This window comes from Aquisphaera insulae (genome assembly GCF_011064615.1).
In the GTDB taxonomy this organism is placed as follows: domain Bacteria; phylum Planctomycetota; class Planctomycetia; order Isosphaerales; family Isosphaeraceae; genus Aquisphaera; species Aquisphaera insulae.
This window is the reverse complement of sequence record NZ_JAALJH010000045.1, coordinates 1-17,270: the sequence shown is the minus strand read 5'-3', so window position 1 is coordinate 17,270 and position 17,270 is coordinate 1. Positions and strand designations below refer to the sequence as shown.

The following is a 17,270-nucleotide window of genomic DNA, read 5'->3' as shown; positions in this document are numbered from 1 at the left end:
GCGGGCCACATCGCCCGTATGGGGGACGGCGGATCGGAGCCTGATGATAGCCGGCCGGGCATGCCATCACAAGCAACCCGGCCGCCTCGACGCGACCCGACCGGAGGGGCCGAAAGGCCGGTCGTCCACGACAAGCTTCGTTGAGAAACCCGTTGACACGCGAGGACGACGGCTCATACTTAGAAGCAGCGTGGGCAAGCTCCTGCGCGAAATCGGAACACGTCCAGTTAGCGCTCGAAACCTCCACAGAACCGGTACAACGATCGGGTTGCTCGTCCTGGACGGGCTCCGCCCCGTCCGCGGTCCTGATTCGTGAATGTGGGGCACGGAGACGGCGTGATGGCCACATCTGTCGAAGGCAGCACCAGCGGGAAAGACGTCAAGGCCCTCTCGGCCGTCGATGAGGCGAGCCTGGAGAAGTCGATCATCCAGCGCGGGCTCGCCACGGATGCGGAGATCCAGGCGTGCAAGGCCCATCGCTCGAAGATCGCGGTGAAGGACAAGGAGTCTTCCCCGAGCCTGCTCGAGGTCATGGTCGACGCCAAGGTCCTGACCCGCAGCCAGATGGTCCGCCTGCTCAAGGAAAAGGGAGAGCCGGCGCGGAAGCTCGAGGTGCCCGGCTACCAGATCCTGGACAAGCTGGGCCGCGGCTCGATGGGCGTCGTCTACAAGGCCAAGCAGATCAGCGTCGATCGGCTGGTCGCGCTCAAGGTCCTGCTCGACTCCCTGGCGCAGAACAAGGAATTCATCAAGCGGTTCGAGCGCGAGGCCAAGATCGCCGCCAAGCTCTCCCACAATAACATCGTCAACGCCATCGACGCCGGCGAGGCGGGGGGCCGCTTCTATTTCGTGATGGAGTACGTCGAGGGGCCGACGATCAAGGACTTCCTCGACAAGAACCGGATCTTCGAGGAGCGCGAGGCCGTCCGGATCGTCACCGCGGTCGCCGAGGCCCTCAAGCACGCGAGCCAGCGCGGGCTGATCCATCGGGACATCAAGCCGGAGAACGTCATCCTCACCAAGGACGGCGGGGTCAAGCTCGCGGACCTGGGGCTCGCCCGGCTGACCGACGACGAGAAGTGGGGGCTGTCCGAGGCGGGCATGGCCATCGGCACCCCCTACTACATCAGCCCGGAGCAGGTCCGGGGCCAGACCGACATCGACATCCGGGCGGACATCTACAGCCTGGGCGCGACCTTCTACCACATGGTCACCGGCAAGGTCCCCTACGGCGGGGACAACCCCTCCGAGGTCATGCGCAAGCACGTGGACCCGCGCGTCCAGCTCGTGCCGCCGGACCACCTGAACACCGGGCTCTCGAGCGGGCTGGGGATGGTCATCGAGACCATGTTGATGAAGAATCGCGAGCACCGCTACGCCAACCCCGACGACCTGATCCTGGACCTGAAGTGCCTTGCCCAGGGCGAGAGCCCGATGATCGCCGGCCAGAAGCCGGAGAGCCTCCAGGCCCTGGCCGAGGGTGAATCCGACGCGCTCGAAGGCGTCGGGCCCGGCCCGAGCGAGGAGCAGATGATCGAGCTCGCCGGCATCGTCAACAACCGGAACACGATCATCGCCACCGTCGCGATGCTGCTGGCGGTGTCCGTGATCACCAACGTGATCCTGCTCGCCGTCCGTTAAGCGAGCGGATGGTCGCTCCTACCCTAGCCTCGTCCGACGGCCCTGCCGGAGGGGCCTGCTCCGTCCGGCGACCGGGCGAGCCGAGGCTCGCGAGGTCGCCCGCGGAGGGTTCCGATTCCGCTGCGCAGCCAATCACCGGGTCCTGCGGTGGCGGCCTTGCATCGATCCGGATTGTGGCGTTTGAAGGAGGTCGAACGGGCGAGCGGTGAGGTGCTGTCTTGTCGGCAAGGCGTCGCGTCGCGTCGATTCAGTTCTTGCTGAAGTCGAAGAGCCGGACCGTCTCCTTGCCGAGCGGATCGCTGACGAACTTCCGGTGGCACTCGGGGCAGAGGTCGAAGCGGAAGCTCTTGTGGAGCGAGGCGGTGATCTCCTCGGACGAGAGCGCCTTGTCGCGCTCCAGGACCTTCGTGATGGCCTCCATCGGGTCCTCGTCCAGGTCGTCTTCCTTGATCTCGTTGGGGTCGAAACCGGGGTAAGCTTCGATCTTCACCACGTGCCGGCGGTCCCCGGAGGCGGTCATGTCCTTGCCGCAGAGATCACACGTGAAGTGGACCATCAGCGTTTCATCCTCAGGTTGGTTGAGCCGGTGCCAATCGCCCGCTCATCAAGCTCACGAACTCGATTCTAACCACAGGGATTGGATCCGTCCAAGCCCTGTCTCGTCTTGGCCATTCCAGGAATTCAAAAACGCGGCAATCCTGTCAAGGCGACTATCACGACGGCGGCCGCCGCGATCGTCCCGACGCAGCCCCACAGCCACTCCGAGGGCAGATATTCTAGCTCCAGGATATGATCGCCCTTCGGGCACGACACGGAGAGGAAAGTCCCCTCCCGCGGCGCGATCGCGACGGCGCGGCCGTCGACCCGGGCCCGCCAGCCGGGATCCCATGATTCGCGAATGATCAGTTCTTCATCCCTGTCCATGTGCACGGGTATGCGGACGCGGCCGGGCTGGCGCGGGGCCGGCTCCGGGGCGTACCCGGAGGCGGTCGACGCCCAGGGGGCCGGATCCAGCCGGGCGATCCAGACGCGGCCGGCCCGCTCCGCGGCGGGGAAGGCGCCCGCGGGCGGCTCCGAGGCTCCGACGACCGCGGCGACGCAGGCCGCCTCCAGCCGGCCCCTGGCCCGGGCGACCCCCTCCCACGTGACCTCGCGCCGGCTGCTCGGGGACTCCGCGGAGGGCTCGTAGAGCGGGGCGAGCCAGCCCAGGCTGCGCGCCAGCTCGACCGAGTCGTAGTTCCTCGGGTCGGACAGGCCGAATCGCATCAGGACGTTGGGCGGCAGCTCCTCGCCGGTGCCCAGGGCCCGGGCGCCCGGGGGCAGGACCTCGCGCAGTCGAGAGATCGCCGGCGGCTCCCCGCGTTGAATCTCCCGGTCGATCGCCGGATTGAGGCCCAGGCCGAAGGCGAACAGCTCCAGGATCGTGATCGAGAGCGCCGCGGCCGCCGGCCATGCCTTCCGCGGCGGGCCGGATCGCGCGGCGAGGGCCAGCCCGGCCAGCGCGGCAAGCTCCAGCGCGCAGAGCCCGTAATAGCGAGGCAGGAACCGGACGGCGGATCGGACCTGGCGATCCGCCCGTTCCCTGGCGGTCACCTCATCCCCGCGCCTCGCCTCGACGGCCTTCTGGAAGTGCCGCCCCGCGCGATCGCGGAGCGTGCCCTCAAGGCGCGGGATCGTCCCGGCGACGATCGCGAGCACCGCCGCGGCGACGAGCCATCCCGCAATCCACCACCGCGCGATCCGCGTCCCCTGGGCCAGCGCCTCGATCCCGGCCGCACCGAGCATCACCAGGCCGAAGGCGACCCACAGGCCCATCCGGCGGTTGTCGGTCACGTCCAGGACCGGGATCGCCCTCAGCAGGTTGTCCACCGGAGGCAGCCGGTAGGCGGCCAGCGCCCCGAAGCCCGCCAGGCCCGCGAGGAAGCCCGGCTCGCGCGACCAGCCGCGGCGACGGAGCCCCAGCGGGGCCAGCCAGATCAGGGTTGCGAGCCCCGCATACGCCCCCGCCGACTCGTTGAGATTGTGGACTCCGAGCGCCCGGGCGAGGTTCGGCTGCCCGCGCCGCTGGCTGCCGTACGCATAGGGGAAGGCCATGCAGGCGGTATCGAGGATCCGCGGCCGCGAGAAGGCCCAGAACGGCCGGGTCTCTTGCCGCCGATCGCCCCAGACCGAACTCCTCGAGAGATAGCCCGCCAGCGGCAGGATCTGGGCCGAGGCCAGCAGGATTCCCAGGCCGATCCCCGCCGACCATACGAGCAACCGCCGCGTCCGCTCGCTCCACGAGGGAACCGAGACCGCCAGCCGCCAGGCCGCGAACGCCAGCGCGGCCAGCAGGACATGGGCGGCCGTCTGGATGTGCCCGCCAAGGATCGCCAGGGCGACCACGATCGCGAGCAGCCCCGCCGACCTTGGCCGCGGATCCTCGAGCGAGCGGTCGCTCGCCAGCAAGATCCACGGCAGCCAGATCGCCACCGGCGTGACCGGATAGAGGAGCCAGACGACGAGGAACCCGCAGAACGGGTAGGCGAGCCCGGCGAACCAGCGACTCCACGCCCCCAGCCCCCAGAACCTCGCCAGCAGGAAGGCACCCAGGCCCGCGATCCAGAGCCGAATGGCCGCCATCCAGCCGAGCGCGAAGGGGATCGTCGTCGCGTAGGCGATCGCGTTGATCGGGTCGAAGACCGCGCTCTGGCCGTTGGCCAGGTGCGGGGCGCCCATGCCGGAATGCGGGTTCCAGAGCGGAATCCGGCCGCGGCGGAGCATCGCCCGGTTGAACTCCAGCCAGGGCTGGAACTGGAGGACCGGATCCATCAGCAGCCGATTGAGCGGCTCATGCTCGACGGCTCGGCCCGCGCCGTCATCCCCGAACGTCCGCTCCACGAGCAGCACGTCGGCCGGGCTGAGGACCTTCCCCAGGAAGAGCGATTCATGGAAGAACGCCGCCACCAGGACGCCCAGCGTCAGCCCGAAGAGGACCAGCTCCCTCCGCGTTCCCATCGGCGCATGCTCCGTCCGGCGAGATGCGTGGCGTTCCCGCGGCCGCCTCGCACGTCATAACTCATAACCTGGCCTGTAGGATAGAGGCGCGACGCGAGCGATCGCAAGGAGACGGCCTCCCCGTGAATTCCCGCAGGTCCGTCTTGAAAGCCGCGGCCGGAAACGGATAATAGGATTTTTCGATCGATGCCGATGCCCGTGGTTTCGTGCTGGAGAACAGGTTCGTGGCCGTACCAAAGAGACGTAAGTCAAAGTCCGCGAAGGGTATGCGAAGGAGCCACGATTTCCTGGTCGCTCCCGCGCTGAACATCTGCCCGCAGTGCAAGCTGGCGGTCCCTCCCCACAAGGTGTGCGAGCTCGTGGAGGAATGCGGCAACATCCAGCGTTCCAAGCCGCACAATCCGATCGCCAAGGAAAAGGTCAAGAAGTAAGTCCCGGGGAGCGCCGGGCCGCGAGGGTCAGTCCGCCCGCGGTGGTCCCTGTTTTCGAGCCCGCGGGATCGCGCGGCGGTGAGGAGACGGTTCGATGGGTCGCGAGTGCGAAGTGTCCGGCAAGAAGACCTCGTTCGGCAATCACAAGACCGAGCGCGGCAAGGCCAAGTACCTCGGCGGCGTCGGCAAGAAGACCACCGGCATCAGCCGCCGCACGTTCAAGCCGAATCTCCAGTGGATCCACGTCTGGCTGCCCAACGGCACCACCCGTTACGTCCGGGTGGCGACCTCGGTCATCCGCTCCGGCCAGTTGACCCTCGAGGTCGACGGCAAGGTCCAGACCTTCCCCCTGATCAAGGCTTCCAAGGGGAGCCAGGCGGCCCGATCGGCCAACAAGAACCTGTACCCGATCTGAGCGCGGATCCGGCTCGATCGACGTTCCCGAAACTAAGGCCCCGAGCGAGTGATCGCCCGGGGCCTCGTCGTTTCCGGTGCGGCTCACTCCTCGTCGCTGCCGGCCTTCTCGTGGCGGCGGAGCTGGACCATGACGCTCAGGTCTTCCAGCGTGGAGGTGTCTCCGCCGCTCTCGACGCCCGCGGCGATGTCCCGGAGCAGCCTGCGCATGATCTTGCCGCTCCGGGTCTTGGGGAGGGCGTCGGTGAAGTGGATGTCGTCCGGCCGGGCGAGGGCGCCGATCTCCTTGACGACGTGATTCCTCAGGTCCTTGCGGAGCTCCTCGCTGGCGGTGTAGCCGGATTCCAAGGTGACGAAGGCGGCGATCGCCTGCCCCTTCAGGTCGTCCGGCTTGCCGACGACGGCCGCCTCGGCGACGGCCTTGTGGCTGACCAGGGCGCTTTCGACCTCCATGGTGGAGAGCCGGTGGCCGGCGACGTTGAGCACGTCGTCGACCCGGCCCATGATCCAGAAGTTGCCATTCTCGTCCCGGCGGGCGCCGTCGCCCGTGAAGTAGACGCCCGCGATGTCGCTCCAGTACTGGGCCTTGTACCGCGCATCGTCGCCGTAGAGGGTCCGCAGCATGGAGGGCCAGGGCTGGCGGATGATGAGGAAGCCCCCCTCGTTGGCGCCCACGGCCTTGCCGTCCTTGGTGACGATCTCCGGGACGATGCCCGGCATCGGTCGCGTGGCCGAGCCGGGAACCGCGGGGGTCGCCCCGGGGAGCGGCGAGATCATGATGGCGCCGGTCTCCGTCTGCCACCAGGTGTCGACGACCGGGCATCGCCCGCCGCCGATGACCTTCTGGTACCACATCCAGGCCTCGGGATTGATCGGCTCGCCGACCGAGCCGAGCAGCCGCAGGCTTGAAAGATCATGGCGGCGGGGGAAATGCTCGCCCCACTTCATGAAGGCCCGGATCGCCGTGGGCGCGGTGTACAGGATCGTGACGCGGTAGTCCTCGATGATCTTCCAGAACCGCCCCTCGTCGGGCCAGTTGGGGGCTCCCTCGTACATGACGCAGGTCGCCCCCAGGGCGAGCGGGCCGTAGACCAGGTACGAGTGCCCCGTGACCCAGCCGACGTCCGCCGTGCACCAGTAGGTGTCGGTGTCCTTGAGGTCGAAGACCCATTCGCTCGTCAGCGCGGTCCCCACGAGGTAGCCGCCGGTCGTGTGGAGGATCCCCTTCGGTTTGCCCGTCGAGCCCGAGGTGTAGAGGATGAACAGCGGGTGCTCGCTGTCGAGCGGCTCCGGCGGGCAGTCGGCCGTGGCGTTGGCCTCGAGCTCATGCCACCAGTGATCACGGCCGTGAGACCAGGCCACGTCCAGTCCGGTTCGACGATAGACGACGACGTGCTCGAGCGTGGGGCAGACGGCCGCGGCGCCGTCGGCGTTCTCCTTGAGCGGGACGACCTTGCCGCGACGGTATCCGCCGTCCGCCGTGACCAGCACCTTGGCCTTGCAGTCCTGGATCCGGCCGGCGAGTGCTTCCGCGCTGAAGCCGCCGAAGACGACCGTGTGGGGTGCGCCGATCCGGGCACAGGCCAGGGCGGCGATGACGAGTTCCGGGATCATCGGGAGATAGAGCGCGACGACGTCCCCCTTGCGGACGCCCAGGTTCTTCAGCACGTTGGCGAACCGGGCGACCTCGCGCTGGAGGTCCTGGTAGCGGAGCACGCGGCGGTCGCCGGGCTCGCCCTCCCAGATCAGGGCGGCCTTGTTCCGGTTCGGGCCCTCGCAGTGCCGGTCCACGCAGTTGTAGCTGGCGTTGACCTTCGCCCCGTCGAACCACTTCGCGAACGGCGGATTCCAGTCGAGCACCTTGTCCCAGGGCTTGTACCAGGAGATCAGCCGGTTGGCCTGCTCGGCCCAGAAGCCTTCCGGGTCGTCCTTGGCCCGGTTCCAGATCTCCTGATACTGCTCGAGGCTGGAGACGTGAGCCTTGCGGGCGAACTCGGCGGGCGGCGGGAAGACCCGCGTCTCGTGGAGGACGCTCGTGATGGCGCCACTGCTGGTGGGAGAGGGCATGGTGCGGGCTCCTCGCTCGGAAGGGGGGCTGGCGCGGGTCGCGAACTCACGGCCTCGCAAGCCGGTCATGGGCGCGAGGTCGTCGCGATGGTCAAGGGCGATGGCCCTGATCGTAAGTCCCTACGGGGACGTCGTCAATCGGCCTGAAGCGCCGCGGCCGTCGACTTGAGGAGGATTTCCATCTCGGCCCGCTGGAGCCGCTTGGCGAGGGCTTCCGCGGTGGTGCCCGGGCGGGCCGTCGTGCAGAGGTCGATCATCGCCGAGGGGTTCCACATCGTCGCGTCGAGAAGCCGACCGCGGACACCCGGCTCGGCATCGTCCTTGAGGATGTCCCGTGCCCTCTTACCAAGAACAGGGAAGATGATGTGCTGGCCCACCCGGCGGAACCAGTAGGCCGCGTTCCAGGCGTCCGGCTCGCGGCGGTGGGCGATGGCGTGCCAGTAGGCCGAGCTTTCCCGCTCGCCCAGGTCGTCGGCCTCCTGGGCGGCGGCGTGGCTCTGGTCCCAGAAATCGTGGATCTGGAGCAGGCCGGCGGAGAGGGCCAGCAGGCCGCGGCGTGAGCCCCGAGGGAACAGGGCCGCGAGCGAGTCCGCGGACAGCGAGCCTTCGATCTTCGGGCGGGGCGGGGCGTGCTGGACGAGCGTCGGCCCGAGGCCGTCGCTCGTCTCGAGCGCGATGGCGGCGATGCCGCCCACGACGAGTACCGGCGTGGCCTCCGGCGAGGTGATCAGCTCGTTCAGGGGCTTGCCCTGCTCGAGATGGCTCAGGACCACGTCCCGCCCGAGGCCGATCGCTGCGTAATCGTCCCGCATGGCCTCATCTCCGTTGTGATCCGTCGATCGCCCCGCCTACTTGCCGAAGTAGGAGAGGATATCCTGATACGTCACGAAGACGAAGAGACAGAGGATCATCACGATCCCCGCGACGACCAATGGGGTCAGGGCCGATTCCGGCAGCGGCTTGCCGCGGACCTTCTCCGCGATCAGGAAGGCCATCTGGCCGCCGTCCAGCGGCGGGATGGGGAGGAAGTTGATGACGGCGAGGTTGATGCTGATGAGCCCCAGGAACCGGATCAGGTCGGTGAGGCCCGAGGAGGCCGCCTGGTAGGCGATCCCCGCGATCCGGGCGGGGCCGGCCACGCTCTTGGTCCCGACCCGCTTCTGGGCCAGGCTGCGGATCATGGCGTAGATGCTGAGCATGTTCTCGACGGTGTCGTCCCAGCCCCGGCGGATCGCCGGGCCGATGCTCTGGGGCGGCAGCTTGCGGATCAGGTCGCCGAAGACGAGGCCGCGATCCGGGAGATACCAGTCGGCGACGGGCTCCGCCGTGACGCTCACCGGGCTGGATCCCTTGTTGACGAACAGCTCCACGGGCCCGCCGCGGAACTGGATCGACGAGAAGATGGCCGGCCAGGCCACGGACTGATCCCCCTCGAGCGGGATCGTCTCCCCCTCCTCGGCCTTGCCTGCGTCCTTCGCCGAGGGATCCTTGCCCTCCGGTTTCAGGGCCGGGAAGCGGGTCGCCGTCAGCTCGTCTCCGGCCTTGAGGCCGGCGCGGGCCGCGGGCGATTCGGGGCGCACCGACTGGATCTTCGCCCGGATCGGATAGCAGAGCCCCAGGCCGGGGACATCGAGCGGCTCCCTCGGCGAGGTCTGCACGGTCCAGACCGGACTGTCGTCGGGCGTCGCCGTCAGGGTGACCCGCTTGACGTCGGCGCCGGAGCCCCGCTCGACCTCGAAAGTCATGGGTTTGCCGGCGTTCCGGGCGCAGTCGAAAGGCAGGCGCATCGGGTCGAAGTCCGCCCGTCCGTCCACCTGGACGATCCGGTCGCCGATCCGGAAACCGGCCTGGTCGGCGATCGAGCCCTTCTGGATCGCCGCGATCGGCTCGGTCGTCAGGGTGAAACCGAAGTCGACGAAATGGGCGGGCGGGAGGATGACCTCCGACTTGCCCGAGGCCGGAGCCTCCAGCGTCTCGTGATGCTCGAAGACGTGGACGAGCGGCCTGTCCGCATACCGCAGGAGGATCCGCTCGTAGGACTGGTAATCGGCGACGGGCGTCGGCGCCTCGCCCTCGGGGCCGACGGCGACCAGGGCTTCGTAGGATTCGCGATCCGGCTCCCGAAGCCCATCCGGGATCGTGGCGGTCCCGGTCGAGCCGGCCGGGCGCCGGTAGCGGAAGGCCTTCAGGCTCCACGAGGGGACGACGCCGATCGTCGGGTAATCGATCCCGGGCTCGCGGCGGGGCTGGATGTCCATCACCAGGGGTTCATCGCGACCGGATCGCTTCACCTCGAACCGAACCAACTGGCCGCTGCCGCTGAGCCGGACCTTGAGCATGAGATTCTCGAAGCTGATCTCGCGGCGGCCGTCGATCGCGACGATCTCATCGCCCGGCCGGATCCCGGCCGCGAAGGCCGGCGAGCCCGCGGCCACCTTGCCGACCTTCGCCGGCCGCTCGAAGATGCCCTGGCCGTAGGCGAAGACGAAACACGCCAGGCCCAGGAAGACGTTCATGATCACGCCGGCGGAGATGATCGCCATCCGCGCCCCGACCGACTTGTTCGGGAAGGCCCGGGGATCCGTCGATTTCGTCGCCTCGCCCTCGGTCCCCTCGCCGAGCATCTTCACGAAGCCGCCCAGGGGGATCGCGGCGATGACGTACTCGGTCTCGCCGCGCGTGAAGCCCAGCAGCGTGGGGCCGAATCCGATCGAGAACTTCTCGACCTTGACGCCGTTCCACTTGGCCAGGAGGAAGTGGCCCAGCTCGTGGAAGAAGATCACGAAACCGAGGCCGAGGACGACCTGGGCGATGTTCCAGAACGTGCTCAGGGTTGCCAACGCTGAACCTCCAGGCGAGCCGCCGCGTCAACCTTCCAGAGCTGGTCGAGCGAGGGACTGGGATCAAAGGTATGGTGGTCGATCGCGGCCCGGCAGGCCCGGGGGATGTCGAGGAATCCGATCTCGGAGCCGAGGAACCGCGCCACGGCGGCCTCGTTGGCCGCGTTCAGGGCCGCGCCCGCGGTCCCGCCGCGACTCATGACTTCGAAGCCGAGGTCCAGGCAGGGGAAGGTGTCCCGGTCCGGCGGCTCGAAGTGGAGGGCGAGGGCCTTCGTCAGGTCGACGCGAGGGCCGGGGCAGGGGACCCGGTCGGGATAGGTCAGGGCGTACTGGATCGGCAGCCGCATGTCCGGCGGGCTGAGCTGGGCGATCACGGAGCCGTCCACGAACTCCACCATCGAGTGGACCACGCTCTCCGGGTGGATCACGACCTCCACCTGGTCCGGCTCCAGGCCGAAGAGCCAGCGGGCCTCGATGACCTCGAGCGCCTTGTTCATGAGCGTGGCGGAGTCGATCGTGATCTTCGGTCCCATCTTCCAGGTCGGGTGCCGGAGGGCCTCGTCGGGCGTGACCGACTGGAGCTCTCGACGCGACCGACCCCGGAAGGGGCCGCCGGACGAGGTCAGGATCACCCGCTTCACCTCCGCGTGCTCGCCCGAGCGGAGGGCCTGGAAGATGGCCGAGTGCTCGCTGTCCACCGGCAGGAGCCGGCCGCCGCGACGCCCCGCCAGCTCCATCACGAGCGGCCCGGCGACGACCAGGCTCTCCTTGTTGGCGAGGGCCACGGTCTTGCCGGCCTCGAGCGCCGCCCAGGTCCCCTCGAGCCCGGCGACGCCGACGATGGCGCTCAGGACCCGGTCCGTGGCCGGATCCTGGACCATCCGGATGATGCCGTCGCGGCCTTCCAGGATGTCCAGGTCCAGGCCCCGGAGATCCTCGCGGATCGCCCGGGCCGAATCGGGATCGGTCACGGCCACGAATCGCGGCCGGTGGGCCCGGCACTGGGCCAGCAGGGTCTCCCGGCTCCGGTGCCCGCTCAGGCCCCAGGCGCGGAGCCGCTTGCCGGCGTCGTGCTCGATGACGTCCAATCCGTTGCGTCCGATCGACCCGGTCGAGCCCAGGATCACCACACGCGTGAGCGAATCGCCAGGCTTCATCAAGGTCATCGCAATCCCTGGAGCGAGCCGGTCGATCGCCGGCCTGAGGATCCCTGCGTCGTTCTCGCACCGACCCACGGGGACGAGGTCGGTCGGTCCCGCCTCGTCGATCTTCCTAGCACTATAGGAGTTCGGCCTCGGCCCGACAAGGAGGGCCGGGGAGGGCTCCGTCCCCGGAGGGCCCGCCCGATTCCGCCGTCAATCCACGGTCCATCGCCTCGGGGCGGTCATCTCGAACTTGCCCGCGGGGGGGCTGAATCGGACGCCCACCTGCCAGAGCATGTCCGGCTGGTGCTTGGCCAGCAGGTACTTCATCACGACCTCGTCCGACGGGGGCATGCCGGCGTCCTGGAAGACCACGCAGAGTCGGGCCACCGGCCGCTTCGTCTTCGCGTCCCAGACCTCGATCAACCCGTGCGGCCGGCGGGGGATGCGGTAGTAGTTGTCGCCGGCCTTCACGGTGATCATGTCGAACTGGCAGAACTCGTGGAACTCCTTCGGCTCCACGACGTTGCGGACCAGCTCCGCCGCGACCAGCTCGGGCACGCCCTGCTGATACGCGGCCGCGTCGATGTCGATCGGCTCGTCGGAGGTGGGCTGGGGCCGGCTCTTCCCCTCGATGACCTTGAAGGTCTCCGCCTCCACCATCCGCGCGTAGCCGGCCCGCAGGGCCGGGCTGGCGATCACGAGCTGGGGGAACGAGGCCGCCGCCCGGACCACCTCGTGCGCGAAGGCCGAGACCTCGCGGTGGAGCTTCTCGAGCCAGTAGCGGAGCATCCTGGCGCGGTCGGCCTCGGAGTAGCGGAACCGGTGCGGGCCCACGTCGGGGACGGTCAGCTCGACCTGGCTTGCCCCCTTCTCGAGCGACCGCAGGACCGCATCGTACGACGCCTCGCCGCGGGTGAACTGCTCCGCGGCCTCGGCGTGGCGGTTGCTCTTGATCCGGACCACCCGGTGGGATGGCCGGGCCAGGAAGACAACCTCGCGCGCCTGCGCATCCGCCGGGCTGCGGACGTCCTCCACCTCGATCTCCCAGCGGAGATAGCCGGTCCGGATCATCGTCTGGCCGCTCGCTGCATGGGTCCGTTGGCCCTCCGCCGCCGAAACTCAGCCGCCCTGGATGGCCGGGACGATGAGGATCTCCGGCGCCGTGGCGTCGAACCGGTCGATCACCCGCGACTTCCCCGGCCCGTCCAGGCGGAAGGCCAGCCGACCGGGCGTGACGTGCTCGGCGAAGAGCGCCTCGGCATTCGCCACGGTATCCGGCCGGGTCTTCTCCCACTCGGCGAGCGTCAGGTCTCCGTGACCGGTCTTGAGCAGTCGGAGCTTGGCCATCGGGGGAACCTCCTTCTCCGCTGGCGATGCATCGGGCCGAACCTGTCAGGGACATCCTAGGATAATCCGCCCGGCCTGTCGAGGACCGCCGCGATCCCTCGGCGGGGCGCGCCGGGCTTACGACGTCGCGGCGGCCGCGGCGGCCTTCTTCGCCTCCTTGGCCAGCGTCTGCGGCTTCACCCGCCGCTTGCCGAAAGTCCCCTTGAAGATCTTGCCCCGCTTGGATCGCTTGTCGCCCTTGCCCATCGTCCTAACCCTTCCCTCTGCTGAGAATCGTCGAGCCGTGACGTCGGCTCGCCCGGTCCGGTGAGTCGCTTTTCGCTTGTGATCTCGACGGGCCGCCGCTAGGATACGAGCATCCGACGTTTGTCGGGTTCCCGTCCTTTTCGGCCCGTGCGGGAGGAGCCCGTGGTGACGTCCCGCCGCCTGCTGGCCCTGGCCCTCCTGGCATTCCCGCCGGCCCTGGTGGGCTGCGGGCGCCGTGTCGGGCCCGCGGCACCGCGTCCGGTGGCGGAAACGCCGGTCGTCCCCGGGCCGGCCACGGCCGCGGCGCCGCTCGAGGTCCCGGCCGGGCCGCCGCTGGCGGTCACTCCCGAGCCCATCACGATAACGGCGGACGACCCCGGCGTGCAACTCCGGACCGCGGTCGCCTTGCCCGGCGGGGCGATCCGCGACCTGTCGCGACGAGCCTCCTGGAAGGTCGATCCGCCCGCCGCGGCCGTGATCGAGCCGGGCGGGTATCTCCGGCCCCTGAAGGCGGGGAGCGTGGTCGTCCTCGCCGAGCACGAAGGCCGATCCGCGACCGCTCGAGTCACGATCGAGCCGCGCCAGGGGCGATCGTGGGACTTCTCCGAGGACGTCGTCCCGATCCTCACGCGGGCGGGATGCAACGCCGGCGGCTGTCACGGCAAGGCCGACGGCCAGAACGGCTTCCACCTCTCCTTCCTGGGCTACGATCCCGACGGCGACTACGCCGCGATCGTCCGCGACGGGGCGGCCCGCCGGGTCTCCGCCTTCCGGCCGGAGGATAGCCTGTTCCTCACCCGGGCGACGGGACGCAGCCCCCACGGCGGCGGAATGCGGGTCGCCGAGGGCTCGCCCGAATTCCGCCTGCTGCTCGATTGGCTCCGCGCCGGCTCGCCGCGGACCCAGGGCAAGTCGCATGGCGCCTTGACCGGGATCGAGGTCGAGCCGAGCGCCGCCCTCCTCGAGGAGCCCGGCCCCTGCCAGCTCCGGGTGATCGCCCGCTACGCCGACGGTCACGCGCGGGACGTCACCCGCCAGGCGGCTTTCCGGGTGACCGACGACTCCGCGGCTCGCGTCACGCCCGCCGGCCTGGCCACCCTCGCCCGCCGCGCCGAGGCCGACGTCATCGTCCGCTACCAGTCGGCCGTCGCCACCGTGCGGCTGAGCACGGCCTTCAATCCGGACCTGACCTACGACTTCGGGGCGCTGAAGCCTCGCAACCTGATCGACCGCGAGCTGTACCGGCGCCTCGCCTCCCTCAAGGTCCCGCCCAGCCCCCAGGCCCCGGACGCGACCTTCCTGCGCCGCGTCTCGCTGGACCTGACGGGGGAGCAGCCCACGCCGCAGCAGGTCCGCGAATTCCTCGGCGACCGGGATCCCGAGAAGCGGACGAAGCTCGTCGACCGGCTGCTCGCTCGCCCGGAGTTCGTCCTCTTCTGGCGGATCAAGGTGGGCGACCTGCTTCAGATCAGCCAGGCCCGCCAGGGCAACGGCGCCTACCGATACCAGGAATGGGTCGAGCATTCCCTGGCGGAGAACATGCCCTGGGACCAGGTGGTGACCCGGCTGCTGACCTCGGTCGGCGACCCCAACGATCGAGAGAAGGGGGGGCCGGTCAATTACGCGATCGATCCCCCCGACCCGACCGGCCAGGCGGAGCTGGCCGCGCAGCGATTCCTCGGGCTCCGGATGCGATGCGCCCAGTGCCACGACCACCCGTTCGACGTCTGGACCCAGGACGACTACTTCGGACTGGCCGCCTTCTTCGCCCGGATCGGCCGCGGCGGCATGCAGCCCGGGATGATGATGGACAACCGGACGGTCGTCTCGATCAACCCCGCCGGCGAGATCCGCCACCTGCGGACCGGGAAGCCGGCCGAGCCGAGGCTCCCCGGCGGCAAGGCCGTCTCGGTGGAGAAAAACGCCGACCCGCGCCGCGAGCTGGCCCGGTGGATGGTCGCCCCCGACAATCCCTTCTTCGCCCGGGCGACCGTCAACTGGGCCTGGGCGCAGCTCTTCGGCAAGGGGCTCGTCGACCCGCCCGACGACATGAGCCGGTCCAATTCGGCCGTCCACCCGGAGCTCCTCGACGCCCTGGCTAAGCACTTCATCGCCGGCAAGTTCAACCTCCGCGACCTGATCCGGACGATCGCCGTGTCGGACGCCTACGGCCTCTCGTCCGCGACCGTCCCGGGCAACGAAGGCGATACCCGGCTCTTCTCGCACCAGCTCCCGCGCCCTCTCACGGCCCACCAGATGGCCGACGCGCTGGCCCAGGCGACGGACGTGCCCAACACGTATGGCTCGCTCGGCACCCGGCTGGCGATCCGCGTCCCCGACCCGGGCGTCCCGAGCGCGATCCTCGACACCTTCGGCCGCTGCACCCGCGCGACGGCCTGCGCCCCGGTCCAGACCCCGCCCCTGAGCCTCAAGCAATCTCTCCTGCTGATCGGCGGCGACGCGATCGACAGCAAGGTCTCGAACCTGAACGGCTATCTCGCCAGCGCCCTGAAGCTGGACCTGGAGCCCGACGAGCTCGTCGAGAGCCTCTATCTCCGCACGGTCTGCCGGTTCCCGACCGCCGAGGAACGATCGCGGTGGTCGGCGGAGCTGAAGCAGGCCGGCCATCGCGGCGAGGCGGCCGAGGACCTGTTCTGGTCGCTCCTCAATTCGCGTGAATTTGCGTTCAATCATTAATGCGACACCGATCGTCCCGGGAGCCGGCCCCATGTTCACACCTCGCGAGTCGACGGATCGCCGCGGACTCCATCGGCGCGACCTGCTCCGCGCCGGCTCGCTCGGCCTGCTCGGGCTCGGGCTCGTGGACCTGCTCCGGCTGAGATCGCTGGCGGGGTCGCCGTCGGCCGCGACGCCCCCGGCGCGGAACTGCATCTTGATCTGGCTGGCCGGCGGCCCCTCGCACATCGACACGTTCGACCCCAAGCCGGACGCCCCGGCGGACGTCCGCGGCGAGTTCAAGCCGATCGCCACGTCCGTCCCCGGCGTCTCGATCGGCGAGATCTTCCCCGAGCTGGCGAAGGTGATGGACCGCCTGACTTTGATCCGCTCGATGACCTCGCCGGAGGCCGATCACGACCGGGCCTCGCACCACAAGCTGACCGGATACCGCCCCAGCCCCGCCCTCGTCTACCCGAGCCACGGCAGCGTCGTCGCCCGGGTCCGCGAGTCCCTGCCGGGAGGCGGCGTCATGCCCCCCTACGTCGCGATCCCGGACGGCCCGGCCGCCTCGGGCGCCGGATATCTGTCGCCGGCCTATGATCCGTTCACGGTCGGCGGCGATCCCAGCCTGGACACCTTCCGCGTCCAGAACCTGACGCCCCCGGATCGGCTCACGCTCGATCGCCTGCTCCGCCGCAGGGCGATGGTCCAGGCGCTCGACGACTTCTCCCGCGACGTCCCCCCCACCACGCTGACGACCAGCCGGGACCGGTTCGCCGAGCGGGCCTATTCCCTCATGACCAGCAACGCGGCCCAGGCGGCGTTTCGACTCGCCGATGAGAAGCCGGAGACCCGCGATCGCTACGGCCGCAATCCGTTCGGCCAGTCGTGCCTGCTCGCCCGCCGCCTCATCGAGGCCGGCGTGACGTTCGTCACCCTCAACGACCGCGGCGCCGGGCCGCTCGGCTGGGATACCCATCAGCAGAACTTCCCGACCCTGAAGGACACGCTCGCCCCGCCGCTGGACCGGGGCGTGACGGCGCTGCTCGGGGATCTCTCGGACCGGGGGCTCCTGAAGGACACGCTCGTCGTGATGATGGGCGAGTTCGGCCGGACCCCGAAGATCAACCCCAACGCAGGCCGGGACCACCACGGCCGCGCCTCCAGCCTGATCCTCGCCGGCGCCGGCATCCCGGGCGGCCTGGTCCTGGGGAAGACCGACGCGCGCGGGGACCTCCCCGTCGATCGCCCGATCACCCCCGCCGACCTTTCGGCCCTGATCTATCTCAAGCTCGGCATCGATCCCGAACGCAAGTTCGAGGCGCCCGACGGCCGGCCGATCCGCCTGGTCGAGAACGGACAAGCGCCGCGGGAGCTGCTCTGAGGGCCGAGTCGGCGTCTCATCATTGGCACCGCAGCCCCAAGGCCCTGATCGCAATCGACGGCCTGCCCGGGGCTCGGCC

General features: G+C 69.5%; 14 protein-coding genes. 5 read left to right on the top strand and 9 right to left on the bottom strand.

Going from position 1 to position 17,270, the window contains the following annotated elements; translation table 11 throughout:
• Positions 1-339: 339 nt before the first annotated feature.
• On the top strand, positions 340-1,641 hold the full coding sequence (locus G6O54_RS21730) for a serine/threonine protein kinase (RefSeq protein ID WP_165227955.1): 1,302 nt from the start codon (positions 340-342) through the stop codon (positions 1,639-1,641).
• A 247-nt stretch (positions 1,642-1,888) separates the two neighbouring features.
• Here G6O54_RS21730 and G6O54_RS21725 read toward each other — a convergent pair whose 3' ends face one another.
• Both G6O54_RS21725 and G6O54_RS21720 read right to left on the bottom strand, forming a co-directional pair.
• Positions 1,889-2,197, bottom strand: a complete 309-nt coding sequence (locus tag G6O54_RS21725; protein WP_165227953.1) for a hypothetical protein — start codon at positions 2,195-2,197, stop codon at positions 1,889-1,891.
• Between the two features lie 125 nt (positions 2,198-2,322).
• Complete coding sequence (locus G6O54_RS21720; RefSeq protein WP_165227951.1) at positions 2,323-4,638, bottom strand: YfhO family protein; 2,316 nt, start codon at positions 4,636-4,638, stop codon at positions 2,323-2,325.
• Between the two features lie 266 nt (positions 4,639-4,904).
• Here G6O54_RS21720 and rpmF point away from each other — a divergent pair, with 266 nt between their 5' ends.
• Both rpmF and rpmB read left to right on the top strand, forming a co-directional pair.
• On the top strand, positions 4,905-5,069 hold the full coding sequence (rpmF, locus tag G6O54_RS38025) for a 50S ribosomal protein L32 (protein WP_250847019.1): 165 nt from the start codon (positions 4,905-4,907) through the stop codon (positions 5,067-5,069).
• A gap of 94 nt (positions 5,070-5,163) precedes the next feature.
• The gene (gene rpmB, locus G6O54_RS21710) at positions 5,164-5,484 is read left to right on the top strand and encodes a 50S ribosomal protein L28 (RefSeq protein WP_165227947.1); all 321 of its coding nucleotides are present in this window, start codon (positions 5,164-5,166) and stop codon (positions 5,482-5,484) included.
• 83 nt (positions 5,485-5,567) lie between these two features.
• On the opposite strand, the gene acs is transcribed toward rpmB, so the two are convergent.
• The 7 genes from acs to G6O54_RS21675 form a co-directional block, all read right to left on the bottom strand.
• Positions 5,568-7,550, bottom strand: a complete 1,983-nt coding sequence (acs, locus tag G6O54_RS21705) for an acetate--CoA ligase (RefSeq protein ID WP_165227945.1) — start codon at positions 7,548-7,550, stop codon at positions 5,568-5,570.
• 134 nt (positions 7,551-7,684) lie between these two features.
• Positions 7,685-8,362: a hypothetical protein gene (locus tag G6O54_RS21700; RefSeq protein ID WP_165227943.1), complete on the bottom strand. Its 678-nt coding sequence runs from the start codon at positions 8,360-8,362 to the stop codon at positions 7,685-7,687.
• Positions 8,363-8,398: 36 nt separating this feature from the next.
• Complete coding sequence (locus G6O54_RS21695) at positions 8,399-10,390, bottom strand: site-2 protease family protein (protein ID WP_165227941.1); 1,992 nt, start codon at positions 10,388-10,390, stop codon at positions 8,399-8,401.
• Positions 10,378-11,547 carry a 1-deoxy-D-xylulose-5-phosphate reductoisomerase gene (locus G6O54_RS21690; RefSeq protein WP_165227939.1) on the bottom strand — a complete coding sequence of 390 codons (1,170 nt, stop codon included), beginning with the start codon at positions 11,545-11,547 and terminating at the stop codon, positions 10,378-10,380. The genes G6O54_RS21695 and G6O54_RS21690 overlap by 13 nt, the downstream gene beginning before the upstream one ends.
• 198 nt (positions 11,548-11,745) lie before the next feature.
• Positions 11,746-12,606 (bottom strand): hypothetical protein, encoded by an 861-nt coding sequence (locus tag G6O54_RS21685; protein WP_165227936.1) that lies wholly within the window; start codon positions 12,604-12,606, stop codon positions 11,746-11,748.
• Positions 12,607-12,654: 48 nt separating this feature from the next.
• Positions 12,655-12,882 (bottom strand): hypothetical protein, encoded by a 228-nt coding sequence (locus G6O54_RS21680; protein WP_165227934.1) that lies wholly within the window; start codon positions 12,880-12,882, stop codon positions 12,655-12,657.
• A 117-nt stretch (positions 12,883-12,999) separates the two neighbouring features.
• On the bottom strand, positions 13,000-13,128 hold the full coding sequence (locus G6O54_RS21675) for a 30S ribosomal protein THX (RefSeq protein WP_165227932.1): 129 nt from the start codon (positions 13,126-13,128) through the stop codon (positions 13,000-13,002).
• A 162-nt stretch (positions 13,129-13,290) separates the two neighbouring features.
• Here G6O54_RS21675 and G6O54_RS21670 point away from each other — a divergent pair, with 162 nt between their 5' ends.
• The gene (locus G6O54_RS21670) at positions 13,291-15,825 is read left to right on the top strand and encodes a DUF1549 and DUF1553 domain-containing protein (RefSeq protein ID WP_250847018.1); all 2,535 of its coding nucleotides are present in this window, start codon (positions 13,291-13,293) and stop codon (positions 15,823-15,825) included.
• Between the two features lie 31 nt (positions 15,826-15,856).
• Entirely contained in the window at positions 15,857-17,191 is a 1,335-nt protein-coding gene (locus G6O54_RS21665) for a DUF1501 domain-containing protein (RefSeq protein WP_165227930.1), read from the top strand.
• Positions 17,192-17,270 lie beyond the last annotated feature (79 nt).

Coding starts and splice junctions, on each gene's coding strand:
- G6O54_RS21730 (WP_165227955.1), top strand. CDS start 340: ATGGCCACATCTGTCGAAGGCAGCACCAGCGGGAAAGACGTCAAGGCC.
- G6O54_RS21725 (WP_165227953.1), bottom strand. CDS start 2,197: ATGGTCCACTTCACGTGTGATCTCTGCGGCAAGGACATGACCGCCTCC.
- G6O54_RS21720 (WP_165227951.1), bottom strand. CDS start 4,638: ATGGGAACGCGGAGGGAGCTGGTCCTCTTCGGGCTGACGCTGGGCGTC.
- rpmF (WP_250847019.1), top strand. CDS start 4,905: ATGCGAAGGAGCCACGATTTCCTGGTCGCTCCCGCGCTGAACATCTGC.
- rpmB (WP_165227947.1), top strand. CDS start 5,164: ATGGGTCGCGAGTGCGAAGTGTCCGGCAAGAAGACCTCGTTCGGCAAT.
- acs (WP_165227945.1), bottom strand. CDS start 7,550: ATGCCCTCTCCCACCAGCAGTGGCGCCATCACGAGCGTCCTCCACGAG.
- G6O54_RS21700 (WP_165227943.1), bottom strand. CDS start 8,362: ATGCGGGACGATTACGCAGCGATCGGCCTCGGGCGGGACGTGGTCCTG.
- G6O54_RS21690 (WP_165227939.1), bottom strand. CDS start 11,547: ATGAAGCCTGGCGATTCGCTCACGCGTGTGGTGATCCTGGGCTCGACC.
- G6O54_RS21685 (WP_165227936.1), bottom strand. CDS start 12,606: ATGATCCGGACCGGCTATCTCCGCTGGGAGATCGAGGTGGAGGACGTC.
- G6O54_RS21680 (WP_165227934.1), bottom strand. CDS start 12,882: ATGGCCAAGCTCCGACTGCTCAAGACCGGTCACGGAGACCTGACGCTC.
- G6O54_RS21675 (WP_165227932.1), bottom strand. CDS start 13,128: ATGGGCAAGGGCGACAAGCGATCCAAGCGGGGCAAGATCTTCAAGGGG.
- G6O54_RS21665 (WP_165227930.1), top strand. CDS start 15,857: ATGTTCACACCTCGCGAGTCGACGGATCGCCGCGGACTCCATCGGCGC.